Source organism: Streptomyces sp. JLYT201 (assembly GCF_059448825.1).
The window spans coordinates 6,025,985-6,040,979 of the sequence record NZ_CM182551.1 but is presented as its reverse complement, the minus strand read 5'-3'; the positions used below and the strand labels follow the sequence as shown (position 1 = coordinate 6,040,979).

The following is a 14,995-nucleotide window of genomic DNA, read 5'->3' as shown; positions in this document are numbered from 1 at the left end:
ATGCTGTCGACCCCCCGAACTGTCCCCTGACAGCACCCGCACATGGAGGAAGTCATGAGTACGGCCACCGCCAAGGCGGCGCCCGCGAAGAAGCGGGGCGCCGGCCTCTTGCAGGGTCTGCAGAAGGTCGGCCGCAGCCTGCAGCTGCCCATCGCCGTGCTGCCCGCCGCGGGCATCCTGCTCCGCCTCGGCCAGCCGGACGTGTTCGGCGCGGACGGCCTGGGCTGGGGCAAGGTCGCCACCGTGTTCGCCAACGCCGGTGACGCCGTGTTCGCGAACATGCCGATGCTGTTCTGCATCGGCGTCGCGATCGGCTTCGCGAAGAAGGCGGACGGCTCCACGGCCCTCGCCGCGCTCGTCGGCTTCCTGGTCTACACGAACGTCCTGAAGGCGTTCCCGGTGACCGAGGCGAAGATCATGAAGGGGGCCGACGTCGCCGCGACGTACAACGACCCCAAGGTCTTCGGCGGCATCATCATGGGCCTGATCTCCGCCGTGGTCTGGCAGAAGTACCACCGCACCAAGCTGGTGGACTGGCTCGGCTTCTTCAACGGCCGCCGTCTGGTGCCGATCATCATGGCCTTCATCGGCACCGCCCTGGGCGTCTTCTTCGGCCTGTGCTGGGGCCCGGTCGGCGACGCGATCACCAACTTCGGCGAGTGGATGACCGGCCTCGGCTCCATCGGCGCGGGCATCTTCGGCGTGGTCAACCGCGGGCTGCTCCCCGTCGGCATGCACCAGTTCGTGAACACCGTCGCCTGGCAGGAGATCGGCTCCTTCACGGACTCCGCCGGTGCCGTCTGGCACGGCGACATCCAGCGCTTCATGCACGGTGACCCGACCGCGGGTCAGTTCATGTCCGGCTTCTTCCCGATCATGATGTTCGCGCTGCCCGCCGTCGCGCTCGCCATCACGCACACCGCGCGCCCCGAGCGCCGCAAGGTCGTCGGCGGCATGATGATGTCCCTCGCGCTCACCTCGTTCGTGACCGGCATCACCGAGCCGATCGAGTTCGCGTTCATGTTCATCGCCCCGGCCCTGTACGTGATCCACGCGGTCCTCACGGCCGTCGCCATGACGGTCACCTGGGCGCTCGGCGTGCACCACGGCTTCACCTTCTCCGCCGGTGCCATCGACTACGTCCTGAACTGGAAGTTCGCCGAGAAGCCCTGGATGATCATCCCGATCGGCCTCGTCTTCGCGGCCGTCTACTACGTGGTCTTCCGCTTCGCGATCGTCAAGTTCAACATCCCCACCCCGGGCCGTGAGCCCGAGGAGGAGATCGAGGACCTGACGAAGGCGTAGCCCCTCAGGCAGCGCGAAGGCCCCGGAACCGCTCGGTTCCGGGGCCTTCGTCGTGCCGGGGCCTTTTCGTCGTGCCGGGCCTCCCCCGCGGTGCGCGCCGGTCCGGGGGCGTATCGATACGGCGGCTCAGAGCTGGTACGACGCTCCGGGCACGGCCAGCTCCGTCGGGCCCGCGAACACGGCGCGGGCGTCCGCGAGGTTCACCGCGGGGTCCGTCCACGGCGGGATGTGGGTCAGGACGAGCCGGCCCGCGCCCGCGCGCGAGGCGGACTCGCCCGCCTCGCGGCCGTTGAGGTGCAGGTCCGGGATGTTCTCCTTGCCGTGCGTGAACGCGGCCTCGCACAGGAAGAGGTCGGTGCCGGTGGCGAGTTCGTCGAGCGCCGCGCAGGGGCCCGTGTCGCCGGAGTACGTGAGCGACCTGCCGCCGTGCTCGACGCGCACGGCGTACGCCTCGACCGGATGGCAGACCTTCTCGGTGCGCACCGCGAACGGGCCGATGTCGAAGGCGCCCGGCTTGACCGTGTGGAAGTCGAAGACCTCGCTCATCGAGGACGCGGAGGGCGTGTCGGCGTACGCCGTGGTCAGGCGCTGCTCGGTGCCCTCGGGGCCGTACACCGGGATGGGCGCGCAGCGGCCGCCCTCGTGCCGGTAGTAGCGGGCCACGAAGTACGCGCACATGTCGATGCAGTGGTCGGCGTGCAGATGGCTGAGGAAGATCGCGTCGAGGTCGTACAGACCGATGTGGCGCTGCAGCTCGCCCAGGGCGCCGTTGCCCATGTCGAGCAGCAGCCGGAAGCCGTCGGCCTCGACGAGGTAGCTCGAGCAGGCCGAGTCCGCGGACGGAAACGACCCCGAGCAGCCGACGACGGTGAGCTTCATATAGCTGGAACCTCCGCGCTGGCGGTCGGGGGAATTCGGGGGCGTGCGGTCCGACGAGCGTAAGGCGCGAAACGGCGCCTCGCTCCTCCGTCGTGGGCCGTTGTGGGCGAACTCACCTGGGGTGTCACCGGTTCGGGGGGCCGCCTCGGGGTGGGGCGGCGGGGGACACTGGGAGGGAAGGTTTTGGCTGGGTCCGGGAGGGCTGCGGGAGTGTCGGGGATGGCGGGGCGAACGGGGAGCCGGGCCGGTCGGTGGCGGCCGGTGCTCGCGGTCTGCTGCGCGCTGGTGCTCCTGCTGGTCCCCGTCGGGTTCTTCGCCGCCGTGCCGGGCGCGCTCGCGCGGGGGCACGCGTACGCCGCCGCGCCCGCCTGCGCGGCCGGGGCCAGGACGGACTCGTGCACGACGACGGTGGCCGCGACCGTCACGGGCACCGAGGAGAAGGCCCGGGGCCGGAAGGCCGACTACTGGCTCCGCGTCACCGAGCGCGGCGACGACCGGGTGCGGCGCGTGCACATGTCCGGATCGAGGCTGCACGACGCCGTGCGCGCCGGGGACCGGGTGTCGCTGACGTACTGGCGGGGCGAGATCCGCCGCGTGCGGTTCGGCACCGCCGCCGAGGAGACCGAGGCCTCGCCCGCCGACGACTGGCGCCTCCCCCTCGGCATCGGCCTGCTGACGCTGCCCGTCGGGCTCGGCGTCCTGGCGGCGGTCCTGTGGTGGCGCCGCAGGTACGCCGGCGCCGCGCACGCGAGCGCCTGGCAGCTCTCCGTGGGGCCCGTGGCCGGGGCGCTCCTGGGCTGCCTCGGCTTCGTCGCGGCCCAGGCCTGCCCGGACGTGCGCGGCGCCCTGCTGGTCACGGCCCTCGGGGTGCCTGCGGTGGCGGTGCTCACCGCTCTGGTCGCCCGGCGCACGCGGCGGCGGGAGCGGCGGGCCGTCGACACCAGCGACATCGTCCCGGTGCCGCCCGCCGGGAGGCGGTGCGTGCGCGCGGCCGTGCTCGGGGACGTGCCCTACAGCGTGGACGGCTTCGACCACCTGGTCGTCGGGGACGGGCCGCCCGCGGTGACGCCCGACCCCGACGGGCGCGTCGCCCGCAGGCCGCTGCCGCCGTCACTGACCGTGCACGAGGTCCGGGCGCCGCGGCCCGGCGACACCGTCCTGGGGCCGGGCGGCGGCACGTACGACACCGTCCTCATCGAGTGCCTCGACGGCGCCGAGCCGGTCGTCATCGCCCTGGCGCGCGAGGACGCTCCCGTGGTCCTCGGCGCCCTCCTTTCGCCGGCGCGGGCGGCGGGCTGAGGGGCCCGCCGGTACCGTCGGGGCTATGGACACGTCCTGGTGGCTTGCCCTCGCCGCGGTGGTGGTGCTCGCCCTGGTGGCCACCGTGGTGGACGGGTGGGGGCGCGGGCGCCCGCGCGGCGCGGGGCGCACGGCGCGCCGGTCCGCCTCGGGGGCGCCGGTCCGGCCGCGGGCCGCGGAGATCTGGTGGGCCGTGGCCGACGAGGCCGAGCGCCCCTTCCTCGTCCTGTCCGTACGGGGTGACGCCGTGCGCGTCGCGACCATCACCACCCGGTTCCACGACGAGCGGGCCGGGGTGATTCCGCTGCCGCCCGGGACCGTGGGCGACGTCCAGGGGCGCGCGAGCTTCCTGGAGCCGGAGGGGGTGCGGGAGCTGTGGGCCGGGGACTTCCGGCGGCGGGCGGGGGTGGTGGACCCGGCGTTGTGGGACCAGGTGCGGTACCTCGGCGGCGGCTGACCCCTCGCGGTGCGCCCCAGGCCCGCCCCTTCCCGATTCGGGGGGCTCCGCCCCCCGTGCCCCCCGTTTTCGGCGCTCCGCGCCTCGTCCTCAAACGCCGGACGGGCTGGATGGTGCCGCTGCGGGCCTCATCTCGTCCGCGGGTCCGCCGACGGCGTCTGCGTGTCCGCAGAAGGCGTCCGGCCCGGACCGAGATCCTTCAAGCCCGTCCGGCGTTTGAGGACGAGGCCGCAGGCCGACCGACCGGTTCCAGGGCGCCCCCCAGGGCTACGCCCAGAGCTGGCCCTGGACCGTGGCGATGGCCTCCTCCGTCGTGGCGGCCGTGTACAGGCCCGTCGAGAGGTACTTCCAGCCGCCGTCGGCCACCACGAAGACGATGTCCGCCTGCTCCCCGGCCTTGACGGCCTTGCGGCCGACGCCGATGGCCGCGTGCAGGGCCGCGCCGGTGGAGACTCCGGCGAAGATGCCCTCCTCCTTGAGCAGCTCGCGCGTGCGGGTCACCGCGTCGGCGGAGCCCACGGAGAAGCGGGTGGTGAGGACCGACTCGTCGTACAGCTCGGGGACGAAGCCCTCGTCGAGGTTGCGCAGGCCGTAGACGAGGTCGTCGTAGCGCGGCTCCGCGGCGACGATCTTCACGTCGGGCTTGTGCTCGCGCAGATAGCGGCCGACGCCCATGAGCGTGCCGGTGGTGCCGAGCCCGGCCACGAAGTGGGTGATCGAGGGCAGGTCGGCGAGGACCTCGGGGCCGGTGGTGGCGTAGTGGGCGCCCGCGTTGTCCGGGTTGCCGTACTGGTAGAGCATCACCCAGTCGGGGTGCTCGGCCGCCAGCTCCTTCGCGACGCGCACCGCGGTGTTGGAGCCCCCCGCCGCGGGCGACGGAATGATCTCGGCGCCCCACATCGTGAGCAGTTCGCGCCGCTCCCGCGAGGTGTTCTCCGGCATGACGCACACGATGCGGTAGCCCTTGAGCCTGGCCGCCATGGCGAGCGAGATGCCGGTGTTGCCCGAGGTCGGTTCGAGGATGGTGCAGCCGGGGGTCAACCGGCCGTCCTTCTCGGCCTGTTCGATCATGTGGAGCGCGGGCCGGTCCTTGATGGAGCCGGTCGGATTGCGGTCCTCCAGCTTGGCCCAGACGCGGACGTCGGCGGACGGGGACAGGCGCGGCAGGCGGACCAGCGGCGTGTTGCCGACGGCCGCGAGCGGGGAGTCGTAACGCATGCGGCGGCCGCGGCCGTCAGACCATGCCGCCCGCGACGGCGGGCAGGATCGTGACGCTGTCGCCGTCGGTGAGCTCGGTGGAGACGCCCGCCAGGAAGCGGACGTCCTCGTCGTTCAGGTACACGTTCACGAACCGGCGCAGTTCGTTGCCCTTGTCCTTGTCGATGAGGCGCTCCTGGATGCCCGCGTGCCGGGTCTCCAGGTCGGCGAAGAGCGCGGCGATGGTGTCGCCGTTGCCCTCGACGGCCTTCTCGCCGCCGGTGTAGGTGCGGAGGATGGTCGGGATGCGGACCTCGATGGCCATGGCGATGGGCTCCTGTCGGGAGGGGCGGACTACCGGAACTGCGAGAAGTGCGGGACTGCGAGCACTGCGGGAACTGCGCGAGGGGCGGGCCGCCCGGTGCGCGGGCGGGCGGCGCCCCCGGCCCGGGAGCGCGGGGCGCGGCCCGGCGCCCGGCGGCGCCTCAGCGCCGACAGATGGCGCTGGCGAGACGGCACAGGTCGACGTGCAGCCGGCCGACGAGCAGGGCGCCCGGCGTCGTATCGATGCTCACGTCGTTCGAAACCATGGGGTCATCGTATCGATTCCCGGTCCGGGTCCCGGAATGTGATCTCGGATACCGGACGGATCCGGCTCGGCACCCGGACGCGGGCGGGCCGCTCAGGGCGCGGGGACGCGCCGTGACGGGCCCGGCAGATACGTGACGGTGGGGGCTCCGGTGGCCGGGTGGACGGCCACTTCGGCCGTGACGCCGTACACCTCCGCGAGGAGTTCGCCGGTCAGGACCTCGACCGGGGGCCCGGACGCGACGACGCGGCCGCCGTCGAGGACGTACAGGCGGTCGCAGTAGTACGCGGCCAGGGTCAGGTCGTGCAGGGCGAGCAGGTTCGCCGTGCCGAGCTGCCCGACCAGGCCGAGGATCTCCAGCTGGTAGCGGATGTCCAGGTGGTTGGTGGGCTCGTCGAGCACGAGGACGGCGGGCTCCTGCACCAACGCGCGGGCGAGCAGGGCCCGTTGCCGCTCGCCGCCGGAGAGCTGCCCGAAGGGGCGGTCGGCGAGGTCCGCCGCGCCGACGCGCCCCAGGGCGTCGGTCACCATGGCCCGGTCGGTGGTGGTGTCGGCCTCCCAGAAGCGCTTGTGCGGGGAGCGGCCCATGGCCACCACCTGGCGGACGGTGAGTTCGAAGCCCGCGTGGCCGTCCTGCGGCACGGTCGCGACGCGGCGGGCCCGCGCCTTGACCCCGGCCGCCGCCAGGTCGGCGCCGTCGAGCAGGACCCGCCCCGCGGTGGCCGCGAGCGCGCCGTAGACGCAGCGCAGCAGCGTCGTCTTGCCGCTGCCGTTGGGGCCGACGATGCCGACCGTCTCGCCCGCAGAGACGGTGAGCGAGACGCCGTCGACGAGACGGCGGCCGGACGGGGTGTCGTACGTGAGGTCCTCGGCGCGCAGGCGCCCGGCGCCGGGGAGCGGGCCCCCGGCCTCGGCGGGCGGTCGTCGTCCTTCGGTCATGCCGTCACCCCTTCGTGCGTCCGGGCCCGGCGCAGCTGCCACAGGAAGAACGGGCCGCCGGTGAGCGCGGTGAGCACGCCCACGGGGATGTCCTGCGGTGCCGCCAGGGTGCGCGCCGCGAGGTCGGCGACGACCAGGAACACCGCGCCCATCAGCGCCGCCACCGGCAGCAGCGCCCGGTGTCCGGCACCGACCAGCATGCGGGCCGCGTGCGGCACCATCAGGCCGACGAAGCCGATGGCCCCGCTGTGCGCGACGAGGACTCCGGTCACCAGCGAGGCGAGCACGAAGACGCCCGCGCGGAACCGGGCCGTGTCCAGGCCGAGGACGGTGGCGCCCTCCTCCCCCACCAGGAGCAGGTCGAGCGGCCGGGCGAGCGCGAGGAGCACGGCCGTGCCGAGCGCGAGCACGGTCAGGGGCACGGCGAGCATGTCCCAGCGGGCGCTGCCGAGGCCGCCGAGCGTCCAGTACAGGACCTCCTGGAGGTGGTCGGCGCGGGCCGAGACCACCAGGATCAGGCTGGTCAGGGCGGACAGGACGTAGGAGACGGCCACGCCCGCGAGGACCAGGCGGCCGGTGGTGAAGCCGCCGCCGGGCTCCCGGGCCAGCACGTACACGACGAGCAGCGCGAGGAACGCGCCCGCGAACGACGCCGCCGGGATGGTCACCGTGATGGCCAGGCCCGCGCCCCAGCCGAGCACGATCACGCCGACCGCCCCCGCGGAGGCCCCGGAGGAGACGCCGAGCAGGAACGGGTCGGCCAGCGGGTTGCGGACCAGGGCCTGGAGGGCGGTGCCGATGACGGCGAGCCCCGCGCCGACGGCCGCGCCGAGCAGGACCCTCGGGAGGCGGACGTCGAGGACGATGGTCCGGTACGGGGACGGTCCTTCGGCCCTGCCCGTGAGGATGGCGAAGACCTCGGCGGGCGGGATCTTGACGGAGCCGTAGGTCAGCGCGGCGATGCCTGCGGCCGCGAGGGCGAGTGTGAGCGTGGCCACGAGGACGGCGTAGCGGGCCCTGCCGGGGGCTCCCCAAGCCCGCCCCTTCCCGAAGCCGGGGGCTGCGCCCCCGGACCCCCTTATCGCCGCTCCGCGGCTCGTCCTCAAACGCCGGACGGGCTGGATGTCCCGGGCGGGCTTCTCCGTGCTGGTCACCGCAGCTGCTCCGCCAGCTTCTCCACCGCCTTTGGTGCGCGTACGCCGAGGACCACGTCCGACAGGGGCAGGACCGCGAAGCGCTTGTTCTTGATGGCGGGGACGTCCTTGAGGGCCGGGTCGTCCAGGAGGCGCTTCTTCTTCTGGGCCACGGTCGTCGCGCCGTAGTCGTAGATGAGGACGACGTCGGGGCGGCGGTCGACCACTGTCTCCCAGGAGGCGTCGCCGAAGGGCTTGTCGAGGTCGGCCATCACGTTGCGGCCGCCGGCGCGCTCGATGATGTCGTTGCCGATGCCCTTGCCGCCCGCGGTGAAGGCGGTCTTGTCGCCGCTGTCGTAGACGAAGACCGACGGGGTCCTGCCGCCCTTGGACTTCTTCGCGGCGCGGGCCAGCTCGGCCTCGGCGGTGCGCACCCACTTCTCGGCGCGGTCGCGGACGCCGAAGGTGGCGCCGGTCTCGCGCACCTCGCGGTAGACGTCGTCCATCGTGACCGGCTTCTCGGCGCAGCCCTCGATGTTCAGGCGGCTGTTGATCCCGGACTTGGCGAGGGCCTCGCGGGAGCGGCCCTCACCGGCGGCGAAGGCGCTGGAGTAGCCGCCGTAGACGAAGTCGGGGTTCGCGGCGAGGAGCTTCTCGTACGAGGGGTACTCCTTGGCGAGCACCGGCAGGGACGCGTAGTCCTTCGCGTACGTCGGGAGCACCTTGTCGTCGAGGTAGGCGGTCCCGGCGATGCGGTCCTTGAGGCCGAGCTCCAGGAGGACTTCCGTGGCGTGCTGGTTCATGGGGACGGCGCGCTCGGGGGGCGCCTTGTACGTCGTCTTCACACCGCAGTTGGTGACGGTGTACGGGAATCCGGCGGCCTTGGGCTTCCCGGCCGAGCCGTCGGAGCCGGAGCCGTCGGACGACGAGCAGGCCGTGAGCGGGAGCAGGGTCGCCGCGGCGACGAGCAGCACGCGGATGCGCATGACTGTGCGGTCCTCCTCCAGGGGATTTCCGCGTCCCCTGCGTCAAGTGGGAGGAGGCGGCAGGTCAGTTCCTGACTCCCGGCACGCGCGCGTGCCGGTCACAGTGGCGGGACCGCGCCGGACTCACACCGGCTTCCTGGCTCCTGCCGCCTCGAAGGTCGGCTTCAGTATGCCTGTACGACCTGGACGTCTTCCTCGGTGACCTCTCCGTCCACGATGCGGAACGAGCGGAACTGGAAGGGGCCCGCGTCGTCGGCGTCGGCGGTGGACACCAGGACGTAGTGGGCGCCGGGCTCGTTCGCGTACGAGATGTCCGTGCGGGAGGGGTAGGCCTCCGTGGCGGTGTGCGAGTGGTAGATGACGACGGGTTCCTCGTCGCGGTCGTCAAGATCGCGGTACAGCTTGAGCAGGTCCGCCGAGTCGAACTCGTAGAACGTGGGCGAGCGGGCCGCGTTCAGCATCGGGACGAACCGCTCGGGGCGGTCCGTGCCCGCCGGGCCCGCGACGACGCCGCACGCCTCGTCGGGGTGGTCCTTGCGCGCGTGCGCGACGATCTCGTCCCGCAGGGCCTGGGTGATGGTCAGCATGTGGGCCAGGATAAGCAGCACGGACGTACGAAAGGGCCGCCGCGTACCACCATGTGATACGCGACGGCCCGAATCGTGGGCAGCACCCCGAAGGGGCGCGGGGCAGTGCCGATCAGCGGCTCCGCCGCGTGGGCGCGACCAGCCACAGACGGCCCGCAGCTCCGTGAGACGCAGTGGTCAGTCCTTGGCCCCAGGCACAGCGGCAGCGTGCTGGCGCTTCTTGAAGGCCGCGGCCTCCGGGTTGCGGCTCTTGAGCACCAGGTAGGACACGCACAGGATGGCGGCCCAGATCGGGGCGCAGTACAGCGAGATCCGGGCGTCCTTGTCGATGCCCATCATCACGATGACCATGCCGATGAAGGCGAGCGCGAACCAGCTCGTGTACGGGGCGCCCGGGGCGCGGAAGGTGGACTGCGGCAGGATGCCGCGGTCGGCCTTGCGGCGGTAGTTGATCTGGGAGACCAGGATCATGATCCAGGCCCACATGCCGGAGATGGTGGCGAAGGAGACGACGTAGTTGAACGCCTCGCCCGGCCACTGGTAGTTGATCCACACGCCGACGAGCATCAGCGCGGCGGACGCGGTGGTGCCGACCAGCGGCAGGCCGTTCTTGGTGAGCTTGGTGAAGAACTTCGGGCCCTGGCCGTTGAGCGCGAGGTCGCGCAGCATGCGGCCGGTGGAGTACATGCCCGAGTTGCAGGAGGAGAGCGCGGCGGTCAGGACCACGAAGTTCACGATCGCGGCGCCGATGCCGAGGCCCATCTTCTCGAAGGCCGCGACGAACGGGGAGACACCGGGCTGGAAGGACGTCCACGGGACGACCGAGAGGATCATGATCAGGGCGCCGACGTAGAAGACGGCGATGCGCCACGGCACGGTGTTGATCGCCTTGGGCAGGGTCTTCTTCGGGTCCTTGGACTCACCCGCGGTGACGCCGACGAGCTCCACGGCCAGGAAGGCGAACATCACGATCTGGAGGGTCATCAGCGTGTTGCCGATGCCGTTGGGGAAGAAGCCGCCGTTGTCCCACAGGTGCGTGACGGACGCGCTGTCCCCGGCGTCGGAGAAGCCGATGGTGAGGATGCCGGCACAGATCAGGATCATGCCGATGATGGCGGTGACCTTGACCATGGAGAACCAGAACTCCAGCTCGCCGAAGAGCTTCACGGAGATCAGGTTGGCGCCGTACAGGATGACGGTGAAGATCAGCGCGTAGGCCCACTGCGGAACGGAGCCATGGGTCCAGTACTGCATGTACTGGGCTGCCGCCGTGACTTCGGTGATGCCGGTGACGACCCAGAAGAGCCAGTACGTCCAACCGGTCACGAATCCGAAGAACGGGCCGACGAACTCGCGGGCGTACTCCGAGAACGAACCCGACACGGGCCGGTACATCAGGAGCTCGCCGAGCGCGCGCATGATGAAGAAGATGACGAGGCCCGCGATGGCGTAAGCGAGGATGAGGCTCGGCCCGGCCTTGTGAATGGCCTTGCCCGCGCCGAGGAACAGCCCGGTGCCGATGGCACCGCCGATCGCGATCATCTGGATCTGCCGGGCACCGAGCCCGCGCTGATAGCCCTCGTTCTCGCCGGACGCGTCCGCGCCCGCCGCGGCCCCATTGCCGTCGTGATGCTCTTCGACCTGCACTGAGGTCATGGTGACGCCTTTCTCCATGCTGATCCGCGCCGCGAACTGCGGTTTCGCCGCGGACCAGGTCGTGATCCCCCGAATGGTGATGGAGTGCCGCCGACGGTCAGTCGGCCCCTGGCGTGCCGTCGGCGACATGGGTGGCGTCACCGAGCGGTCGTGAACATTTATCACGACCGTCACAGTGATCGAATGAGTCCGCTATGGCGCACACCACAGGAAGAAGCGGACAAAACTCACATCGGACCACATATGCGGACGGTGTGGTGACCTGATCGTTATCCGGATTTGAGCGTCCGTTGAGCGAACGTCCACGATCTTCAAGAAGACGTCACGCGGACGCCGGGAAACCGTCACCCCGTCCGACAGAAAACCTTCACACCGGCCATCGGAAGAACTTCACGCCCGGTCGGGTCCCGCCTCATCCGGTCAGCGTGTCGACGAGGGTCTCCTGGAGTCCCCCCAGCCACAGGTACGCCATCACCATCGGCTTGCGCGGATCGGAGTCCGGCAGTCGGTAGAGGAGGTCGGTGTCCTCCTCGTCGGTCACCTCCAGGCGGGTGCCGATCGCGAGCCGCAGGTCGTTGAGCGCGCCGAGCCAGCGGCGCGAGTCGTCGACGGACAGCTTCAGGACGGCGCCGCCCTCGCCCGCGACGGTCAGTGCGTCCAGGCAGCGGACCACCGCGAGCGCGTCGTCCCGCTTGCGCGCCCGCAGGTCGTTCTCGGTGAAGCGGCGGAACTCCGCGGAGTACGACCGCAGTTCGGCGGCCTGCACCTCGGAGGCGTCCTCGGTGCCGGGGCCGCCGTACGCGTCCGGGAGCAGCCGCTTGAGCACCGGGTCGGCAGGCGGCTCGCTCGGGCCGGGCGCGAAGAGCTCGGCGAAGAGGTCGTCGTCGGCGCCCGCGGGCTCGTCGCCGGGGCCGATCAGCTCCAGGAGCTGCACGGCGAGGGAGCGGATGATGGAGATCTCGACCTCGTCGAGCGCGACGGCCGCGCCGCCCCCCGGGATCGGTTCGAATTGTCCTGGCATCGGTCGCGTCGCTACTTCCGGTCCTGCTGCAGGGTGGCCCACAGTCCGTACCCGTGCATGGCCTGCACGTCGCGCTCCATCTCCTCGCGCGTTCCCGAGGAGACGACGGCGCGGCCCTTGTGGTGGACGTCGAGCATGAGCTTGGTCGCCTTGTCCTTGGAGTACCCGAAGTACGTCTGGAAGACGTACGTCACATAGCTCATGAGATTCACCGGGTCGTTGTGCACCAGGGTGATCCAGGGGACGTCGGGTTCGGGGACCACGAAGGTCTCTTCGTCCGCGTCCGGGCGGGTGATCTCTGCAGGAGCCGCGCTACTCACCTGTCCCATGCTGCCACCCGCCGGGGGTGACCGCACAAACGGACCCCCGAAATCGTCAGAGTGACGAGATGAGCGGTAGCATCCGTCATATGAACTCTGGGGAGCATGAGCTGGGGCTGCCGGTCGACGTACCGTCGACCGCGCTCTTCACGGATCACTACGAGTTGACGATGTTGCAGGGCACACTCAAGTCCGGCGCCGCGCACCGCCGCTCGGTCTTCGAGGTGTTCACGCGCCGCCTGCCCGAGGGCCGTCGCTACGGAGTGGTCGCCGGGACCGGCCGGGTCCTGGACGCCGTGGAGAACTTCCGCTTCGACGCGGACGTCCTCTCCTTCCTGCGCGAGCGCGGCGTCGTGGACGAGCCGACCCTGCGGTGGCTCGCCTCGTACCGCTTCAGCGGGGACGTGTGGGGCTATCCGGAGGGCGAGGTGTACTTCCCCGGCTCACCGATCCTGCGGGTCGAGGGCAGCTTCGCGGAGTGCGTGCTCCTGGAGACCGTGGTCCTGTCGATCCTCAACCACGACTCGGCCATCGCCGCGGCCGCGTCCCGGATGGCCTCCGCCGCGGGCGGGCGGCCGCTGATCGAGATGGGCGCGCGCCGCACCCACGAGCTGGCGGCCGTCGCCGCGTCCCGGGCGGCCTACGTCGGCGGCTTCACCACCACCTCCGACCTCGCCGCGGGCTTCCGCTACGGCATCCCGACCGTCGGCACCTCCGCGCACGCCTTCACCCTCGTCCACGACAGCGAGCGCGACGCCTTCCGCGCCCAGGTGGACTCCCTCGGCCGCGGCACCACCCTGCTCGTCGACACCTACGACGTCGGCGAGGCCGTCCGGATGGCCGTCGAGATCGCGGGCCCGGAGCTCGGCGCCGTCCGCATCGACTCCGGCGACCTCCTCCTGGTCGCACACCGGGTGCGACAGCAGCTGGACGAGCTCGGCGCCACCCAGACCAAGATCGTGGTCACCTCCGACCTGGACGAGTACGCCATCGCCTCGCTGGCGGCCGCGCCCGTGGACGCGTACGGCGTGGGCACCCAGCTGGTCACCGGCTCCGGGCACCCCACCTGCTCCATGGTCTACAAGCTGGTCGCCCGCGCCCGCTCCGCCGACCCCGAGGCGCCCCTCGAACCCGTCGCGAAGAAGTCGCTCGGCGCCAAGTCGTCCCTGGGCGGACGCAAGTGGGCCGCGCGCCGCCCCGACGCCCAGGGGGTCGCCGAGGCCGAGGTCGTCGGCACCGGGCCGGTCCCGGCGGACCTGGCGGACCACCAGCTCCACGTCCAGCTGATCAAGGGCGGGGCGGTGCTCGCCCGGGAGCCCCTGGACACCGTCCGCGACCGGCACGCGGCGGCGCGGGCCGCGCTGCCCCTTTCGGCGACCCAGCTCTCGCGGGGCGAGGCCGTCATCCCCACGGAGTTCGTGTGACCGCCGCCCCCTCCCGCAACGGACGTGAAGTCTCTACGCTCGATTCATCCAGCTAACGAAGGACACCCGCCATGCGCCGCGCCCTGATCGTCGTAGACGTACAGAACGACTTCTGCGAGGGGGGCAGCCTGGCGGTGGCGGGCGGCGCGGACGTGGCCGCCGCCATCACCGACCTCATCGGCCAGACGCCCGCCTGCTACCGCCACGTCGTGGCCACCCGCGACCACCACATCGACCCCGGCGGCCACTTCTCCGCCGCGCCCGACTACGTCGACTCCTGGCCGCCGCACTGCGTGGCCGGGACCGAGGGCGTCGGCTTCCACCCGAACTTCGCGCCCGCCGTGGCCTCCGGGGCCGTCGACGCCGTCTTCTCCAAGGGGGAGCGCTCGGCGGCGTACTCCGGCTTCGAGGGGGCCGACGAGAACGGGGTGCCGCTGGCGCGGTGGCTGCGGGAGCGGCAGGTGCGGGAGGTGGACGTGGTGGGGATCGCCACGGACCACTGCGTGCGGGCCACGGCGCTCGACGCCGTGCGGGAGGGGTTCCGGACCCATGTCCTGCTCGACCTCACGGCGGGCGTCGCCGAGGCCACGACGGAGCGGGCCCTGGAGGAGCTCCGCGCCGCGGGCGTCGAGCTGACGGGCAAGCCGGTGGTGTAACCCGCGCGGGCCGCCCCTGACCCGCCCCTTCCCGATCCGGGGGCTGCCGCCCCCGTGCCCCCGCTTTTCGGCGCTTCGCGCCTCGTCCTCAAACGCCGGACGGGCTGGAACTGTCGCCGGTCGCGGCAGGGTTTTCAGCCTCTCCGGCGTTTGATGAGCGGGGGTCTGGGGGCGGAGCCCCCAGGAAGCGGGAAGGGGCGGGTCCGGGGCGTCCCACGCGGGATCAGGCCGCCGCCCGGCGCAGCAGGGCTCTGATCGGGTGCCACAGCTCCTGCGCGCCCTGCATGGGGGCCGTGCGCCATATGAGGCCGTCGGGGTGGTGCAGGACGGCCGTGACCTCGTCGGGGGTGGGGGGCTCCGCGTTGCCGCGGAGGTACACCGCCCGCAGGCCGAGGTTCCGCAGCCGGGTCAGGGCCCGTGCCCGGTTCACGGCGTGCACGAGCACCCGTACCCGCGCACCGCCGCCCGCCGGGGCGCCGGGGCTCGGCAGGGTCAGCGCCACCACCACACTGCCGTTCGGCAGCTTGCAGAAGCCTCCTGCGGCCAT

At 72.0% G+C, this 14,995-nt stretch carries 18 protein-coding genes and 1 riboswitch; of the genes, 6 read left to right on the top strand and 12 right to left on the bottom strand.

Annotated features, from left to right (window positions below):
* Positions 1–54: 54 nt before the first annotated feature.
* Positions 55–1,305 carry a PTS transporter subunit EIIC gene (locus AC5WAM_RS25285; protein WP_495518885.1) on the top strand — a complete coding sequence of 417 codons (1,251 nt, stop codon included), beginning with the start codon at positions 55–57 and terminating at the stop codon, positions 1,303–1,305.
* A 126-nt stretch (positions 1,306–1,431) separates the two neighbouring features.
* On the opposite strand, the gene AC5WAM_RS25280 is transcribed toward AC5WAM_RS25285, so the two are convergent.
* Positions 1,432–2,184: an MBL fold metallo-hydrolase gene (locus AC5WAM_RS25280; RefSeq protein ID WP_366796003.1), complete on the bottom strand. Its 753-nt coding sequence runs from the start codon at positions 2,182–2,184 to the stop codon at positions 1,432–1,434.
* A 219-nt stretch (positions 2,185–2,403) separates the two neighbouring features.
* Here AC5WAM_RS25280 and AC5WAM_RS25275 point away from each other — a divergent pair, with 219 nt between their 5' ends.
* Both AC5WAM_RS25275 and AC5WAM_RS25270 read left to right on the top strand, forming a co-directional pair.
* Positions 2,404–3,483, top strand: coding sequence for a hypothetical protein (locus tag AC5WAM_RS25275; RefSeq protein WP_495518884.1), 1,080 nt, complete (start codon positions 2,404–2,406; stop codon positions 3,481–3,483).
* A 25-nt stretch (positions 3,484–3,508) separates the two neighbouring features.
* Positions 3,509–3,940, top strand: a complete 432-nt coding sequence (locus tag AC5WAM_RS25270; RefSeq protein WP_366796001.1) for a type II toxin-antitoxin system PemK/MazF family toxin — start codon at positions 3,509–3,511, stop codon at positions 3,938–3,940.
* Between the two features lie 267 nt (positions 3,941–4,207).
* Here the strand turns inward: AC5WAM_RS25270 and AC5WAM_RS25265 are convergent, their stop codons facing one another.
* The 8 genes from AC5WAM_RS25265 to AC5WAM_RS25230 all read right to left on the bottom strand — a co-directional run bounded on the left by AC5WAM_RS25265 (position 4,208) and on the right by AC5WAM_RS25230 (position 11,027).
* Positions 4,208–5,158 carry a PLP-dependent cysteine synthase family protein gene (locus AC5WAM_RS25265; protein ID WP_366796000.1) on the bottom strand — a complete coding sequence of 317 codons (951 nt, stop codon included), beginning with the start codon at positions 5,156–5,158 and terminating at the stop codon, positions 4,208–4,210.
* A gap of 16 nt (positions 5,159–5,174) precedes the next feature.
* Positions 5,175–5,462 (bottom strand): MoaD/ThiS family protein, encoded by a 288-nt coding sequence (locus AC5WAM_RS25260; protein WP_138959951.1) that lies wholly within the window; start codon positions 5,460–5,462, stop codon positions 5,175–5,177.
* A gap of 160 nt (positions 5,463–5,622) precedes the next feature.
* Complete coding sequence (locus AC5WAM_RS25255) at positions 5,623–5,727, bottom strand: putative leader peptide (RefSeq protein WP_318783814.1); 105 nt, start codon at positions 5,725–5,727, stop codon at positions 5,623–5,625.
* 92 nt (positions 5,728–5,819) lie between these two features.
* Complete coding sequence (locus tag AC5WAM_RS25250; protein WP_366795999.1) at positions 5,820–6,665, bottom strand: ABC transporter ATP-binding protein; 846 nt, start codon at positions 6,663–6,665, stop codon at positions 5,820–5,822.
* Positions 6,662–7,663, bottom strand: coding sequence for a FecCD family ABC transporter permease (locus tag AC5WAM_RS25245; RefSeq protein WP_366795998.1), 1,002 nt, complete (start codon positions 7,661–7,663; stop codon positions 6,662–6,664). Before AC5WAM_RS25245 ends, AC5WAM_RS25250 begins: the two co-directional genes overlap by 4 nt.
* A gap of 152 nt (positions 7,664–7,815) precedes the next feature.
* Entirely contained in the window at positions 7,816–8,784 is a 969-nt protein-coding gene (locus tag AC5WAM_RS25240) for an ABC transporter substrate-binding protein (protein ID WP_495518883.1), read from the bottom strand.
* Between the two features lie 45 nt (positions 8,785–8,829).
* Positions 8,830–8,946: riboswitch (cobalamin riboswitch) on the bottom strand.
* 2 nt (positions 8,947–8,948) lie between these two features.
* Positions 8,949–9,371: a M67 family metallopeptidase gene (locus tag AC5WAM_RS25235; protein ID WP_242718548.1), complete on the bottom strand. Its 423-nt coding sequence runs from the start codon at positions 9,369–9,371 to the stop codon at positions 8,949–8,951.
* Between the two features lie 177 nt (positions 9,372–9,548).
* Positions 9,549–11,027 carry an amino acid permease gene (locus tag AC5WAM_RS25230; RefSeq protein WP_495518882.1) on the bottom strand — a complete coding sequence of 493 codons (1,479 nt, stop codon included), beginning with the start codon at positions 11,025–11,027 and terminating at the stop codon, positions 9,549–9,551.
* Here AC5WAM_RS25230 and AC5WAM_RS25225 point away from each other — a divergent pair.
* Complete coding sequence (locus AC5WAM_RS25225) at positions 11,026–11,181, top strand: hypothetical protein (protein ID WP_161624867.1); 156 nt, start codon at positions 11,026–11,028, stop codon at positions 11,179–11,181. The genes AC5WAM_RS25230 and AC5WAM_RS25225 overlap by 2 nt on opposite strands.
* Before the next feature lie 258 nt (positions 11,182–11,439).
* Here the strand turns inward: AC5WAM_RS25225 and AC5WAM_RS25220 are convergent, their stop codons facing one another.
* A complete protein-coding gene (locus AC5WAM_RS25220) occupies positions 11,440–12,048 on the bottom strand; it encodes a DUF2017 domain-containing protein (RefSeq protein WP_366795995.1) in 609 nt (202 codons plus the stop codon).
* Positions 12,049–12,059: 11 nt separating this feature from the next.
* The gene (gene clpS / locus AC5WAM_RS25215) at positions 12,060–12,377 is read right to left on the bottom strand and encodes an ATP-dependent Clp protease adapter ClpS (RefSeq protein WP_366795994.1); all 318 of its coding nucleotides are present in this window, start codon (positions 12,375–12,377) and stop codon (positions 12,060–12,062) included.
* Positions 12,378–12,457: 80 nt separating this feature from the next.
* Between clpS and AC5WAM_RS25210 the strand changes: the two genes are divergently transcribed.
* A complete protein-coding gene (locus tag AC5WAM_RS25210; RefSeq protein ID WP_366795993.1) occupies positions 12,458–13,792 on the top strand; it encodes a nicotinate phosphoribosyltransferase in 1,335 nt (444 codons plus the stop codon).
* Between the two features lie 71 nt (positions 13,793–13,863).
* Entirely contained in the window at positions 13,864–14,448 is a 585-nt protein-coding gene (locus AC5WAM_RS25205) for an isochorismatase family protein (RefSeq protein WP_366795992.1), read from the top strand.
* Between the two features lie 223 nt (positions 14,449–14,671).
* On the opposite strand, the gene AC5WAM_RS25200 is transcribed toward AC5WAM_RS25205, so the two are convergent.
* Positions 14,672–14,995, bottom strand: a complete 324-nt coding sequence (locus tag AC5WAM_RS25200; protein WP_366794478.1) for a hypothetical protein — start codon at positions 14,993–14,995, stop codon at positions 14,672–14,674.

Bases quoted from the DNA above. Each gene is read 5' to 3' on its own strand.
- clpS (WP_366795994.1), bottom strand. From the start codon at position 12,377: ATGGGACAGGTGAGTAGCGCGGCTCCTGCAGAGATCACCCGCCCGGAC.
- AC5WAM_RS25285 (WP_495518885.1), top strand. From the start codon at position 55: ATGAGTACGGCCACCGCCAAGGCGGCGCCCGCGAAGAAGCGGGGCGCC.
- AC5WAM_RS25280 (WP_366796003.1), bottom strand. From the start codon at position 2,184: ATGAAGCTCACCGTCGTCGGCTGCTCGGGGTCGTTTCCGTCCGCGGAC.
- AC5WAM_RS25235 (WP_242718548.1), bottom strand. From the start codon at position 9,371: ATGCTGACCATCACCCAGGCCCTGCGGGACGAGATCGTCGCGCACGCG.
- AC5WAM_RS25270 (WP_366796001.1), top strand. From the start codon at position 3,509: ATGGACACGTCCTGGTGGCTTGCCCTCGCCGCGGTGGTGGTGCTCGCC.
- AC5WAM_RS25230 (WP_495518882.1), bottom strand. From the start codon at position 11,027: ATGACCTCAGTGCAGGTCGAAGAGCATCACGACGGCAATGGGGCCGCG.
- AC5WAM_RS25210 (WP_366795993.1), top strand. From the start codon at position 12,458: ATGAACTCTGGGGAGCATGAGCTGGGGCTGCCGGTCGACGTACCGTCG.
- AC5WAM_RS25225 (WP_161624867.1), top strand. From the start codon at position 11,026: ATGGTGACGCCTTTCTCCATGCTGATCCGCGCCGCGAACTGCGGTTTC.
- AC5WAM_RS25255 (WP_318783814.1), bottom strand. From the start codon at position 5,727: ATGGTTTCGAACGACGTGAGCATCGATACGACGCCGGGCGCCCTGCTC.
- AC5WAM_RS25220 (WP_366795995.1), bottom strand. From the start codon at position 12,048: ATGCCAGGACAATTCGAACCGATCCCGGGGGGCGGCGCGGCCGTCGCG.
- AC5WAM_RS25275 (WP_495518884.1), top strand. From the start codon at position 2,404: ATGGCGGGGCGAACGGGGAGCCGGGCCGGTCGGTGGCGGCCGGTGCTC.
- AC5WAM_RS25205 (WP_366795992.1), top strand. From the start codon at position 13,864: ATGCGCCGCGCCCTGATCGTCGTAGACGTACAGAACGACTTCTGCGAG.
- AC5WAM_RS25200 (WP_366794478.1), bottom strand. From the start codon at position 14,995: ATGGCCGCAGGAGGCTTCTGCAAGCTGCCGAACGGCAGTGTGGTGGTG.
- AC5WAM_RS25265 (WP_366796000.1), bottom strand. From the start codon at position 5,158: ATGCGTTACGACTCCCCGCTCGCGGCCGTCGGCAACACGCCGCTGGTC.
- AC5WAM_RS25240 (WP_495518883.1), bottom strand. From the start codon at position 8,784: ATGCGCATCCGCGTGCTGCTCGTCGCCGCGGCGACCCTGCTCCCGCTC.
- AC5WAM_RS25260 (WP_138959951.1), bottom strand. From the start codon at position 5,462: ATGGCCATCGAGGTCCGCATCCCGACCATCCTCCGCACCTACACCGGC.
- AC5WAM_RS25250 (WP_366795999.1), bottom strand. From the start codon at position 6,665: ATGACCGAAGGACGACGACCGCCCGCCGAGGCCGGGGGCCCGCTCCCC.